The 13,348-nt window shown below is 68.2% G+C and carries 9 protein-coding genes; 5 read left to right on the forward strand and 4 right to left on the reverse strand.

The annotated features are described in order from the left end of the window. Positions 1–44: 44 nt before the first annotated feature. Both ACS5PM_RS12405 and ACS5PM_RS12410 read left to right on the forward strand, forming a co-directional pair. Positions 45–3,125 carry a G8 domain-containing protein gene (locus tag ACS5PM_RS12405; protein WP_439387942.1) on the forward strand — a complete coding sequence of 1,027 codons (3,081 nt, stop codon included), beginning with the start codon at positions 45–47 and terminating at the stop codon, positions 3,123–3,125. 32 nt (positions 3,126–3,157) lie between these two features. Continuing rightward, positions 3,158–3,523, forward strand: coding sequence for a hypothetical protein (locus ACS5PM_RS12410; protein ID WP_439387943.1), 366 nt, complete (start codon positions 3,158–3,160; stop codon positions 3,521–3,523). Here the strand turns inward: ACS5PM_RS12410 and dusA are convergent. Together dusA and ACS5PM_RS12420 are read right to left on the reverse strand one after the other, a co-directional pair. Continuing rightward, positions 3,492–4,499, reverse strand: coding sequence for a tRNA dihydrouridine(20/20a) synthase DusA (gene dusA, locus ACS5PM_RS12415; RefSeq protein ID WP_439387944.1), 1,008 nt, complete (start codon positions 4,497–4,499; stop codon positions 3,492–3,494). The genes ACS5PM_RS12410 and dusA overlap by 32 nt on opposite strands. Positions 4,500–4,713: 214 nt before the next feature. Further along, positions 4,714–5,598 carry a LysR family transcriptional regulator gene (locus tag ACS5PM_RS12420; protein ID WP_439387945.1) on the reverse strand — a complete coding sequence of 295 codons (885 nt, stop codon included), beginning with the start codon at positions 5,596–5,598 and terminating at the stop codon, positions 4,714–4,716. Positions 5,599–5,728: 130 nt separating this feature from the next. On the opposite strand from ACS5PM_RS12420, the gene ACS5PM_RS12425 reads away from it, so the two are divergent. The 3 genes from ACS5PM_RS12425 to ACS5PM_RS12435 all read left to right on the forward strand — a co-directional run bounded on the left by ACS5PM_RS12425 (position 5,729) and on the right by ACS5PM_RS12435 (position 10,170). Beyond that, a complete protein-coding gene (locus tag ACS5PM_RS12425) occupies positions 5,729–6,709 on the forward strand; it encodes a tripartite tricarboxylate transporter substrate binding protein (RefSeq protein ID WP_439387946.1) in 981 nt (326 codons plus the stop codon). A 7-nt stretch (positions 6,710–6,716) separates the two neighbouring features. After that, positions 6,717–7,919 (forward strand): M20 aminoacylase family protein, encoded by a 1,203-nt coding sequence (locus ACS5PM_RS12430; protein WP_439387947.1) that lies wholly within the window; start codon positions 6,717–6,719, stop codon positions 7,917–7,919. Positions 7,920–8,121: 202 nt separating this feature from the next. After that, the gene (locus ACS5PM_RS12435) at positions 8,122–10,170 is read left to right on the forward strand and encodes a WD40 repeat domain-containing protein (protein ID WP_439387948.1); all 2,049 of its coding nucleotides are present in this window, start codon (positions 8,122–8,124) and stop codon (positions 10,168–10,170) included. Positions 10,171–10,203: 33 nt separating this feature from the next. On the opposite strand, the gene ACS5PM_RS12440 is transcribed toward ACS5PM_RS12435, so the two are convergent. Both ACS5PM_RS12440 and ACS5PM_RS12445 read right to left on the reverse strand, forming a co-directional pair. Then, on the reverse strand, positions 10,204–10,734 hold the full coding sequence (locus ACS5PM_RS12440) for a hemerythrin domain-containing protein (RefSeq protein ID WP_439387949.1): 531 nt from the start codon (positions 10,732–10,734) through the stop codon (positions 10,204–10,206). 23 nt (positions 10,735–10,757) lie between these two features. Then, positions 10,758–13,187, reverse strand: coding sequence for a catalase (locus ACS5PM_RS12445; protein ID WP_439387950.1), 2,430 nt, complete (start codon positions 13,185–13,187; stop codon positions 10,758–10,760). Positions 13,188–13,348 lie beyond the last annotated feature (161 nt).

Here is a 13,348-nt window from a genome sequence, read left to right on the forward strand (position 1 = left end):
GGGGGCCCTTAGCATCCGCCCGCTTTTGCCGACCAACCACGCCTATGCCGACCCAAGCCTTCCTCTCCCACCTGCCGCACCGCCAGCTCCTGGCGGCCGTTTTTTCCGCCCTGCTGGTTTCCTGCGGGGGAGGTGGAGGTGGCACAGGCACTGATGCCGGCAACCCGCCTGGAGCCGACGGCGGTTCTGGTGGCGACACGGGGTCCGGTGGCAGCACCGATTCCGGTGGCTCCACCGACACGGGCGGCGGGACCGACACGGGTGGCGGCACCGATACCGGTGGTGGTACCCAGACGCCGCCGCCCGACAGCGAAGAATCACAAGCCGACGGAGAGGCCCAGAACTGGTCGGATCCGAAGACCTGGGGGGGCACGCTCCCGCCGGCAGGTGCCGCGATCGTCATTCCCGCCGGCAAGACCGTGGTGCTGGACACCATGGCGAAGGAACTGGGCGACGTGCGCGTCGAAGGCACGCTGAAGTTGAGCGATGCCAAGGACGTGGCGCTGTCGGCCACCTCGGTGACGGTCACCGGCACCTTCCAGGCCGGATCGGCCGCCGCCCCGTACACGCATCACGCCACCATCACCCTCACCGGCCAGCCGGCAGGGACCAACGACGGCGTCTCGCGCGGGCTTCGGGTCATAGGCGGCAAGCTGCTGATCTACGGCGCCACGCCGCAGCCCGTCTGGACCAAGCTGAACCAGAACGCCGACGCCGGCGCCAAACAGCTCACGCTGAAGGAAACCACCAACTGGAAGGCCGGCGACCAGATCGTCGTCGCGCCGACCGACCACTACGGCATCTCCGAATCGCAGAGCCTGACCCTCGCATCGGCCAGCGGCGCGACGCTGAGCACCACGGCCGGCCTGCTCAAGTCCCGCTGGGGCCGCCTGCAGTACCCCACCAGCAACGGCCTGTCGCTGACCCAGGACCCGAACTACAAGCCCCAGGCCACGCCGGCGCCGACGGTGCTCGACGAGCGGGCGGCCGTCGGCAACCTGAGCCGCCGCATCGTGATCGAAGGCGCCGACGACGCCGCCTGGCGCAACCAGGGCTTCGGTGCTCACGTGATGGTGATGGGCCTGAAGTCCCAGGTGCAGATCGACGGGGTGGAGTTCCGCCGCGTCGGCCAGGCCGGCGCGTTGGCCCGCTACCCGTTCCACTGGCACATGCTCAGCTACAACGTGGACACGGGAGCCTTCCTGGGCGATGCCCAGGGCCACTTCCTGCGCAACAGCGCGATCTGGAGCTCGGCCAACCGTTGCGTCGTGGTGCATGCCACCAATGGCGTCACCGTGCAGAACAACGTCTGCTACGACATCAAGGGCCACGCCTTCTTCCTGGAGGATGCGGTCGAGCGCCGGAACGTGATCGACGGCAACCTGGCGCTGAAGACTCGTGCGCCGAAGCCGCAGGACCTGATGAAGATCCACGAAGGGCCGGACGTCTTCCAGGCCGGCCCCTCGGGCTTCTGGATCACCAACCCGGACAACACCGTCACCAACAACCTCGCCGCCGACTCGCAAGGCAACGGCGTCTGGCTGTCCTTCCCGCTCAAGCCGCTGGGACTGTCGCGAAAAGTCAATCTCTGGCCGCGCTACACACCGCTGAAGCAGGTGGAGAACAACACCGTCCACAGCTCGCGCGGCCCCGGCATGCTGCTGGAGTGGGTGCCGGTCGACGACGACGTCGAGCATCCCGAGCAGACGCTGGGCAGCCTGGCCTCGCAGCGCTACGTGCCGATGAGGGACGGCAAGGCCTGCCTCGACGGCAACGGTCAGCCCTACGACTACTGCCCCGACGGCATGCTCCGGATGACCATCAAGCGCACCGCCTCGTTCAAGAACAACGACGGGGCGTACCGCAACCGCGTGACCAATCCGGACTACCTGGAATGGACGGTGGCGGACAACGTGGGCCTGGCCTTCGGTGGCGCAGCCTTGGACGGCACCATCCAGCGCGGGCTCATGGTCGGCACGAGCCTGAACCACAACGCCAACAAGTATCCGGGCGGCGCCGCGCTGCCGGCGGGCATTGCGACCTACCACTCGCTGGTCGGCCTGATGAACAACACGTTCCTGAGCTTCCCGTTCGTCGACGGCGCCACCAGCGGCACCTTCAGCAACGAGGACTACTACACGTCTGCCGTGGAGCGTGGCAAGGCGCGCAACACCAACAACCGGCTGATCTCCAGCGCGGCCGGCTATCGCAACCTGCAACCGGGCCTGCGCCAGCACCACCTGCCGGCGGAAAACTGGGCCCTGTCGGGCGCGGTGTGGGACACCGAAGGCTTCTGGGGCCCGAAGGGTTGGTACACCGTCCCCGACACGCCATTCCTCACCTTGGGTGCCAACTGTATCGACGCGCAACCTGCGGGCCGCAACGGTAAAACTTGCGAAGGAGAGTTTTACGGCATCGAATCCATCCAGACGGACTTCGACTCGTCGCGTTTCGAGTTCTCGGCGGCGATCAATGCCTCGCGGCAAGACAGCAACGGCAATGAAATCGCTTCCTGGCGGGTGGAAAACGGCTACAACCACTATGTGAACAACGACGTCAACCGTCGGTATGCCTGTGATCAAAACATCACCCCTCCTCCCGGCAACTTCTGTTCCTGGGAGCTGGGCTGGATGAGGCACTTCGCGGTCCGCCCGGATGGACGCTATGCCTTGAGCTTCCCGGGCTGGCCTGCCGCCAAGTGGCTGGCGTTCAACATCTCCAACGCCGCCGACTCATCCGACCATTTCCTGATGGCCGTGAAATTCGATGGTCGGCTGACCGCTGCCGCCTACACCGTCGCGGGCGGCCAGTGGGACCGTGAGCAAGGCACGTGGGACGCGAACTACCGGGCCAGGAGCAACGTGCGTTCCATGACCCCCGCCACCGGCCTGGCCGCCGTGCAGTCCAGCAATGGCGACAAGTTCTGGCAGGACAAGGCCAACAACCTGGTCTGGTTCAAGCACGTCGGCAACATCCCCTACCCCGGCCTCGACCAGATGAAGAAGAACAGCGACGAGGACCTCTACCGCATGTACTCCACCGTGGTCTACCCGAAGGACACCTGCAACGGCGCCGGCAACCTCGAGACCTGCCTGGCCCGGATCAAGGACCTGGGCCTGCAGTGAGCCGCGGCCGCTTCTTCTCCAGGTTGCCATGCGTGGCCATCGGGGCGGTCGCCGCGATGGCGATGTCCGGTTGCGAGCCGATGAGCCGCCAGGTTTCCACCCGGCAGGTCGAGCAGCTCGCCGCCCGCTGCCAGGACGCGATGCTGCGCGAAGCCTGCGTGGCGCAGAAGGATCGCAGCGGCCTCCTCCAGCAGCGGGGCGCCGCGCCGGCCGCCAGCCAGGTCTTCGTGGCCGGCGTCGGCGCGATCGACGCCGGCGCCTACAACGACATCCGCACGGCCGGGGAAGCCATGTGCGGCATGGTCAAGGCCAAGTGCAGTGCCGACTGGGAAGGTGGCGCCTGCAAGACCGCGCGCAGCCTCTGGCCTAGCTCAGCGCAGCGCGCGCCAGCCGGCTGACCGCGGCGGGGTGGTCGGCCTTCAAGCGATGGTCTGACCACACCTGGCGCCACCGGCGCGACCCGGCCTGGCCATGGCGCAGGCCCAGCATGTGCCGGGCGGCATGCGACCACGGGGTGCCGTGGCGGCCCGAAAGCTGCTCCATGTGAGCCACCATGGCCGCCTCCACCGCGTCGCGGTCCGCAGCCGGCGCAGGCTCGTCGAAGAAGCGGGCATCCCATTCGGCCATCAGCCAGGGGTTGTGATAGGCCTCGCGACCCAGCATCACGCCGTCGACATGAAGCAGGTGCTCGGCGACCTGGTCATTGCCCTGGACGCCGCCGTTGAGCACGATGGTGAAGTCCGGGAAGTCGCGCTTGAGCTGGTACACCACCTCGTATCGCAAGGGCGGGATCTCGCGATTCTCCTTGGGCGACAAGCCCTTGAGCCAGGCGTTTCTCGCGTGCGCGATGAAGACGGTGCAGCCTGCATCCGCCACCGTGCCGACGAAGTCGCGCACGAACCCGTAGCTGTCGTCCTGGTCGATGCCGATCCGGTGCTTGACGGTCACCGGCACGCCTTCGGCCACGTCCACCATGGCCTTCACGCAGTCGGCGACCAGCCGAGGCTCGTTCATCAGGCAGGCCCCGAAGGCACCGCGCTGCACCCGCTCGCTCGGGCAGCCGCAGTTGAGGTTGACCTCGTCGTAGCCCCAACGCAGCGCCAGCTTCGTCGCGAAAGCGAGTTCCTCCGGTTCGCTGCCGCCCAGTTGAAGGGCCAGCGGATGCTCCTCGGGGTGGTAATCCAGGTGGCGCGGCTGATCGCCATGCCGCAGCGCCCCCGTCGTGACCATCTCGGTGTAGAGACGTGTGCGCCGGGTGATGAGGCGGTGGAAGTAACGGCAGTGGCGGTCGGTCCAGTCCATCATCGGGGCCACCGACAGCCGCCACGGATTGCAAAGGGTCGATCGGGTCAACGGGATCAAGGTGGGCGGCAACGTCGTCTTCAGAAGGGGGCCAGGGCGTGCACCCCGGACCAGCCGGGGTATCGGGCCGGTGCTGTGGATTGGCGAAAGCCAGTCCGGACACGAATGCCGGAGCGGCCGACATTATCCGGGGATGGCGTGCTCCCGTCGTTCCGGCGGCGATGCCCGGTTGCTCGACGTCGAAGCAGCTTTCGGCGGCCGGACCTTCGCGAGGCGGGCCGCGGGCCTAGTCGCTCAGCAGTTCGCCGACCAGCTTTCGGACGATCGGCAAGGTCGGCGGCTCGGCTCGTCGGGCCAGCCTGACGATGCCGAAGCGCGCGGTCGCGTTCAAGCTTGGCTTGAGCACCAACTCCACCAGGTCAGGCGCGGCAGCGCGAATGGCCAGCAGCACGGCGTCGCTGTGTCGAACCACCTCGACCAGGCTGGGGATCTCCTCGCAGCGCAGGGTGACGCACTCGTCCGGATGGGCGGCGGGTCCATAGCGTTCGATCAGCGTGCGCGCGACCTCGTCGCTCAGCGGCGTCGAGGCGATCGGGAACTGGCGCACCGCGTCGAACCGCAGGGCGCCTTTGAAGCGCGTCAAGGGATGGTCCTCGCGCACCATGAAGGCGCCCCGCATCTCGCTCAGGTTGGCGACGCGCAGGTCGGGTGCCGGTGACAGCGAGCGGACGTCGACCACCAGTGCATCCAGTTCGCGCTCGCGCAAACGGCGGGTGAGGACCTCGGTGGGGCCACGCGCCACCTCGACGCGAAGGGCCGGATGGGATTTGGCCATGGTCTTCAGTAGCGGGGTCATCAGCATCGCCCCCGGCCCCGAGCCCAGCCCGATGCGCACCGTGCCCGACCGGCCCTCCTGCATCTGTCGGCCGCTGGCAGCCAGTTCGTCCGCGTCCGAGATCAATTGCCGTGCACGCTGCAGCGATTCCACACCAAAGGGCGTCAGGACGCTGCGGCGCCCCACCCGGTCGAACAGGGGCTGCCCGAGCTCGTCCTCGAGCGCCCGGATGCTGCGGCTGAGGGCGGGCTGCGTCAGGTACAGCTCCTCGGCGGACCGCGTGAACGAGCCGCTCTGTGCGAGGGAGATCAGGTGTCGAAGCTGGACCAGGGTCATGGGGTAAACCAAGGCGATGCATACATTCAACTCATCATATAGAGCTCAACAATGCATTGGACGTTGCGATCCACGATGCCTACATTGGCCGCTTCGAAAGCCCTGCCGCCCTGGTCCTGAAGGAGTTGCCATGCGGAATATCCAACGATCGTTGATCTTGCTGGCCGGCCTGCTGCTGAGCGCAGGAGCCGCCGTGGCACAGGCCTGGCCGGGGAAACCCGTCAACCTGATGGTTCCCTACCCTGCCGGCGGCCCATCCGACGCCATCGCGCGCATCTTCTTCAACCCACTGGGCAAGGAGCTGGGGCAGCAGGTGCTGGTCGAGAACCTCGGCGGCGTCAGCGGTGCGCTGGCGGCGCAGAAGGTGCTCGCCGCCCCGGCCGATGGCTACTTCATCTTCCAGGGCTCGCCCAATGAAGTGATCCTGTCGCCGCTGGCGAACGCGGCGGTGAAGCTGAAGACGGAGGACTTCCGCCTGGTGCATCCCGTGGCCGACGCGGTGATGGTCTTCGTCACCCGCAAGGACCTGCCCGTCTCCAGCGTCGACGAGCTCATCGCGCTGGCCCGCGCGTCGGCCGACAAGCCGTTGACCTATGGCAGCGTGGGCATCGGTTCGCTCTACCACCTCATCCTCGAGAACGTGCAGGCGCAGACGGGCGTCAAGCTGGCGCACGTGCCCTACAAGGGCAACGCGCCGCTCCTGCAGGACATCGGCGGCGGCCAGGTCGACTTCGCCGTGCTCGTGTACAGCGCCGCGATGGGCGCCCTCGCCGAGCAGGGGCGCCTGAAGGTGATCGGGCAGCTGGGCGCTCAGCGCTCCGAGCTGTTGAAGAACGTGCCGGCGGCCAGCGAGGGCCAGGCCCTGAAGAACTTCTCGTACAAGATCTGGACCGGGTTCATGGTGCCGAGGAACACGCCCGAGGACGTCGTCGTGCGCCTGCATGACGCGATCGGCCGGACGCTGCAGGACCCGTCGGTGCGCGCGCAGCTGGCAGCGCAGACGCAGGTCCCCGCCGCGCCGATGACGCTGGCCGAGTCGGCGAAGTTCTTCGAAGCCGAGACGGCACGCTATCGCGCCATCGCGAGGCAGATCAACCTGCAACCGCAGTGAGGCGCCCGTGACCTACCTGCTGCAAGCGCTCCAGGCGCGGGCCGGCGAGTTCATCAGCCTGCGGCGCGACATCCATCGGCATCCCGAGCTGGCCTTCGAGGAGCATCGCACCGCCGCCCTGGTGGCCGACAAACTCGAAGGCTGGGGCTACGCGGTCGAACGCGGCCTGGGCGGCACCGGCGTCGTCGGCACCTTGGTGCGCGGACGAGGGACTCGGCGGCTGGGTCTGCGAGCCGACATGGACGCGCTGCCGATCGATGAAGCCAGCGGCGCCGGCTGGTCCAGCGTGCATGCGGGGGTCATGCACGCCTGCGGCCACGATGGCCATACCGCCATGCTGCTGGCGGCAGCGCGCCACCTGGCCGAGCACGGCGTGTTCGACGGCACGCTGCACCTGATCTTCCAGCCGGCCGAAGAAGGCGGTGGCGGCGCGCTGCGCATGATGGACGACGGCCTGTTCGAACGCTTTCCGTGCGACGCCGTCTTCGCCATGCACAACATGCCCGGCATCGAGCAGGGTCGCTTCGTGCTGCGCGAAGGGGCGGCCATGGCCTCGTCGGACTACGTCACCATCACGCTCACGGGTACCGGCGGCCATGGCGCCATGCCGCACCGCGCCGCCGATCCGATCGTCGCCGCGGCCAGCATCGTGATGGCGCTGCAGACCGTCGTCTCGCGCAACATCGATCCGCTGCAGGCGGCGGTGGTGACCGTCGGCGCGTTGCACAGCGGCAAGGCCAACAACGTGATCCCGGCCACCGCCACGCTGGAACTCAGCGTGCGTGCGCTCGACCGCGAGGTGCGCACCACGATCGAACGGCGCATCAAGTCCCTGGTGGCGGCGCAGGCCGAAAGCTTCGGCGTTCAGGCGCGGATCGACTGGAGGCCGGGTTATGCCGTGCTGGTCAACACGCCGGCCGAAACCGCCTTGGCGCGTGAGGTGGCGCTCGAACTGGTCGGCGCCGAACGCGTGACGCTGCAAGGCGCGCCCCTGACCGGCAGCGAGGATTTCGCCTTCATGCTGGAGCGCGTGCCGGGCAGCTACCTCCTGATCGGCAACGGCACGGGCGATGGGGCGGGCGAAGGCGGCTGCATGGTGCACAACCCCGGCTACGACTTCAACGACGACAACGTGGCCACTGGCAGTGCCTACTGGGTGCTGCTGGCCGAGCGCTTCCTCGCCGCGAGGGAGCCGGCCGCGACCCGATAAGAGGCCCCGAGTCCGCAGCACAGCGTTCCTGCCGCCGCCGGCGTCACCCTTCTGGCGGTTGAGCCACAGAAGATCCTGGCCAACAATCGCCTGCGCCCACAAGCAAATGTGGCATCGCCACTTGGCTTGACCCCCTTGGGGGCGGGCCGGGCGAAGCCCCGCCCTGGGGGCCCTCTGAACGACTGCAAGCTGGAGTCACGCCATGGCTGCCATGACCTCGGGTGCAAAAAAGGTGCTGGCCCTTCTCGTCCTGGTGTGGGCCGCCTTGGCGGCGCCTGTCGCGCAGGCGTCGGGGCGACCCGATATCGCGTGGAGCGAGGCCGGTCACGGCGACGCGGTGACGGAGCTTGCGCTTTCGCCGGACGGCACGGTGCTGGCGACATCGAGTCGGGACAAGACGGTCAAGCTCTGGCGGTATCCGCACGGCGGGCTGCTCAGGACGCTCGTCGTGCCCTATGAGGCCGCCGCCTTCGTCGCCGGCATCGAAAGCGTCCGCTTCTCGCCCGACGGCGGCGAGCTCTTCGCGGCGGTCAATCGCGTCGATACCACCCGGAACAGTCCTTACGGGGACGTGGTCGTGTTCCGAGTCGGCAGCGGCGCACCCGTGCGAACGCTCGCGCGCCAGGCCCAGGGGATTGCCGCGATCGATGTCTCCCGGGACGGCGCCTGGCTCGCGTCGGCCGGGCCTAACGGCACCATGGTCTGGCGGCTGGCCGACGGCAAGCTCGTCAAGGCACTGACCCAGCATCCGGGCCGGGCCAACGACGTGGCTTTCGCGCCAGTGGGCAAACGGCTGTGCGCCGGATTCGCCGACGGGCACCTGGTGTCATGGCGGACGACGGACTGGTCGCTGCAGTGGGACGTCAAGGCCCATGACGACGAGGTCACGCGCGCCGTGCTGTCCCCCGACGGCACGCGAGTCGCGACCACGAGCTACGACTTCACGGCCCGCTCGTTCGATGCCGCGAACGGCACGCTGAAGCACACGATGACCACGGACACCGGCCTGTTCGCCGCGGTGTTTTCTCCGGACGGCGCCGACCTGGCCACCGGCGGCTGGGACGGCAGGATCCGCCTGTGGAGCGTCGCCGAAGGCACCCTGATCCGGCGGTTCGCCCGCAGCGGCGGCTCCATCGAATCATTGCGTTATGCATCCGACGGTAGCGCGCTGATGGCCGGCGGCTTTCTGCCTTCCCGCCTGTCCCTTTGGGATCCGGCGGATGGCAGCCGGCTTCGTACCCTCACCCGGCTGGCTTCCGCGGTGAGCAAGGTCGTGATCTCGCAGGACTCGAAATGGGTGGCCATCGCCGCAAGCTTCGACGCGAAGGTCGACGTCTTCCATGCCGGCAACGGCCGCCGCGCCTACTCCTGGAAGACACAAGCAACGCGCCCGCAGGATGACGTGACAAGTCGCCCGCCCCGCGAGAGCGTCGATTCGAGCGGCGCGGCCCCGTTGACTCAGGAGGCCGAAGACGTCGCCTTCTCGCCCACGCAGCCGCTCGTGGCCCTGCCTGGGCCCGACAACACGGTGATCGTCCGAAGACTTTCCGACGGCGAGACGGTGCGCACCCTCGTGGGACACGAAGAGCGTGTCATCGGCCTGGCCTTCTCGCACGATGGCCAGTGGCTCGCTTCCGGCTCCTACTTCCCGGGATCCATCCGGTTGTGGAGGACGTCGGACTGGACGCTCGTCCGCGAGATCAAGGGAGGTATCGAAATCGGCGCCTTCGGGCCCTTTGCGTCCCTGAGCTTCTCGCCCGACGACTCGCTGCTCGGCAGCGTCGCTGAAGCCGCGCCGCTCGTCCTGCGCGTCGCCGACGGCTCGGTGGTGGCGCACCCGCCGGGCCTTTCCCGCACCGCCACGTTCTCTCCGGATGGTCGGCTCTTCGTCATCTCGGGCGGGGTGTATCTCGATGAGGTGCGCATCTTCCGCACCGGCGACTGGAGCCTGTGGCGCACCTTGCCCGGCGGCGCCAACGACGTGGCCTTCACCCCTGATGGAAAGCAACTGCTCGCGGCCCAGTTCGATGCGCTGCGCTATTGGCGCACGTCGGACTGGACCCCCGCCAAGAGCTACGACGAGGAACTGGGCTACGCCGGTGCCGGAGGGGGCGTGCAATCCGTCGCCATCTCCGCCGACGGCGAGCTCATGGCCTATGGGCGGTACGACGCTGCCTTGATGATGACGCGCCGGTCCGGCGTGAACCCGTCTCGGTCAGGTACCGATCCCGGATCAGCCATGCGCCGATGACGGGCACGCGGCTCAAGCGGCCCCGGACACGCTTCAAGGCTTCGTGGCCTGCTGCTCCAGCGCCTGTTGCCGCTGCTTCAGACGTGTCCCCAGCTCGGCCAGATCCAGGCCGGCCGCAGCTCGAGCCTTGGGAAACAGCTCGTCGCGCTCTTCCTTCACGTGGTCTTCGATCGCGCGGGCGAGATCGGCCATGAGGCCGTCCATGGTGGAGTCCGCCGTGCTCAGCTGGCGGATCTGCGCGATGAGCGCCTTGGCCTGGGCATGCTCCTGCTCGGCCTCGTCGAGCACGTCGGCCGCGCTCGGTACCGCTTGCCGCAAGGCCGGGTAGAAGATCTCTTCCTCGATCTGCGCGTGAACGCTCAGCTCGTCGCAGATGGTCGTGGCGATGGTGGCCCGGTTGTCCTTCGCGTCGTCGACGTCCTCGTCGGGCGCGGCGGCGTAGTAGGTGCCCGCAGGGGCGGCGGCGGCATAGGCCAGCCGCGCATACTCGACGAACAGATGCTTGACCGCCAGGTGGTCGGCATCGAGCAGGTCGCAGGCTTCGTCTTCGCAGCGGTCGGGCATGGAGGTCTCTCGTGGAGGTGAGGTCACAGTTGGGGCGGGTCCATCTCGCGGCCGAAATGCCTGTGGCGGGAGACCGCCTCGGCGAAGTACCGGACCGCCGTGGAGGCCGTGTCCGCTTCGGCGAAGATGATCCCGGTCGTGCCCTGCGAGTGGCTCTTGCGCAGGCTGGCCGGCAGCCCCGCCTGGAGCATCAGCTCGCGTGAGGTCCCCAGCACGAGAATCGCCTTGCAGTGGCGGTACTGGTCGCGGATGAACTCCATCGTGTGGCCGTCCTGCGCCAGGGCGGCCACGCCTTCGGCGCCGTCGGGCAGCACCAGCGCATCGAACAGGAAGCCGGGTTCGTTCTCCAGCGAGGCGTCCGCGTCCAGGGTGTCGCCGTCGCTCGTCGGCATCCGGCCGATCCGCGTGCCGACCAGCCGTGCAACGGCGCCCTGCTCGACCAGGGCCTCCTGCACCGCCGTCAGCGACGCGCCATGGACGCCGGGCGCCACCAGCAGCGCGATCTTGCGGCCCTTCAACGATCCGTCCCCGGGCCGGGCCAGCAGCGAAAGCGCCGGCGAGCGGGTCACTTCAGGCGGGGCGGGATCGGACAGCGCCAGCGGCAGCGGATCGGGCAGCGGGTCCATGCCCAGGCCTGCGGCGACCTTGCGCGCCAACGCCTCGGAGGCGTTGCGCAGCATCGCGACGGTGCGTTCGCGGATCGCGGGCACCGTCACCTTCGACAGCTCGAAGCGGAACGCGTTCGCGATGTGGTCCTGCTCGACCGGCGACTGGCTCTCGAAGAACAGCCGCGCCTGCGTGTAGTGGTCAGCGAACTTCTCCGGCTTGGCTCGCACCTTGCCCTGTTCGTCCCGGGCCTGCAGCCGCGCCGGCACCGAGACGAAGCCCTGCACCGCGCCCGCCTGGAACGGGCAGCCGCCGGAAAGCGAGTTCGGTTCGTAGGCGACGCGGCCCCGGGGGATGGCCTGGCGGTGCATCCCGTCGCGCTGGTTGTTGTGCACCTGTGCGAGCGGCGCGTTGATCGGGATCTCGTGGAAGTTGGGGCCGCCCAGGCGCGAGATCTGCGTGTCGACGTAGGAGTGGATGCGCCCGGCCAGCAGCGGATCGTTCGAGAAGTCCAGGCCCGGCACGATGTGCGCCGTGCAGAAGGCCACCTGCTCGGTCTCGGCAAAGAAGTTGTCGGGGTTGCGGTCGAGGACCATGCGGCCGACCGGCCGCAGGGGCACCAGTTCCTCGGGCACGATCTTGGTCGCGTCGAGGATGTCGAAGCTGAACTGCTCGGCCTGCTCTTCGGTGAACACCTGCAGGGCCAGTTCGTACTCGGGGTAGTGGCCCGCTTCGATGCGCTCCCACAGGTCGCGACGGTGATAGTCCGGGTCGGCGCCGGAGATCTTCACCGCTTCGTCCCAGACCAGCGAATGCGTACCGGCCTTGGGCGACCAGTGGAACTTCACGAAGACCGAATCGCCCTCGGCGTTGACCATCCGGAACGTGTGCACGCCGAAGCCCTGCATCGTGGCGAAGCTGCGCGGGATCGCACGATCGCTCATCACCCACATCAGCATGTGAGTCGACTCGGGCATCAGCGACACGAAGTCCCAGAAGGTGTCGTGCGCGCTGGCCGCCTGCGGCATCTGGTGGTGCGGCTCGGGCTTGACGGCATGGACCAGGTCCGGGAATTTCATCGCATCCTGGATGAAGAACACCGGCATGTTGTTGCCCACCAGGTCCCAGTTGCCTTCGTCGGTGTAGAACTTGACCGCGAAACCGCGCACGTCGCGCGCGGTGTCCTTGGAGCCCCGTTCGCCCTGCACGGTGGAGAAGCGCACGAACACCGGTGTCCGCTTGCCCGCTTCCTGGAACGGTGCGGCCCGGGTGATGTCCGTCAGCGGCTCATAGCATTCGAAGAAGCCGTGGGCGCCGGATCCGCGGGCATGCACGATGCGCTCGGGGATGCGCTCGTGGTCGAAGTGGGTGATCTTCTCCCGGAGGATGAAGTCTTCCAGCAGCACCGGCCCCCGCAGACCGTCCTTCAACGAATTCTGGTTGTCGGCGACCGCGACGCCCTGGTTGGTGGTCAGCATCCGCCCGCCGGAGTCCACGCGAACGCGGTCCAGCGTGTCGATGGTGGAGTTCCGGCCTTCCGGTGCCACGCTGCCCGTCTTGGGCGAATGGTTGTCTTCCGACAGCGTGCTGCCGGTCGCGAGGCGGGACGCGGGTTTGACCCCCATGCCCTGCGGGGGCGCGGTGCCCTGGCTGAAGCCGTGTTCGGCCGCCTTGTTGGCGTTGTCCGGCATGGCCGCGACCACGTCCTGGACCTGTGCCATCTTCTGGCTGGCGAGATCGCCCGGTGCGGAACTGATCTGGCTCGGGCCGCTGTCGCTGTTGCGGGCGGCCGATTTGGCAGCCGCGCGCTTCGCGGGCTTGGGGGGTGTCTTGGTCGACTTGGGCATGGTTCCTCGGCAGTGCTCGACGGCTGGGCTGCCGCGGTCAACACGGCAGGCAATCGCCATACCCGTCGGTCGCGAATGGCCAGGGCGTCTGGCAGGGCCGCTGCGTGTCGTCGGCCTCCGCGGCGCTGGCGCGCCTCGGCCACGCGGCCGCACCGATTGAG

Source organism: Ideonella flava (assembly GCF_051857595.1).
Classification (GTDB): Bacteria; Pseudomonadota; Gammaproteobacteria; order Burkholderiales; family Burkholderiaceae_C; genus Ideonella.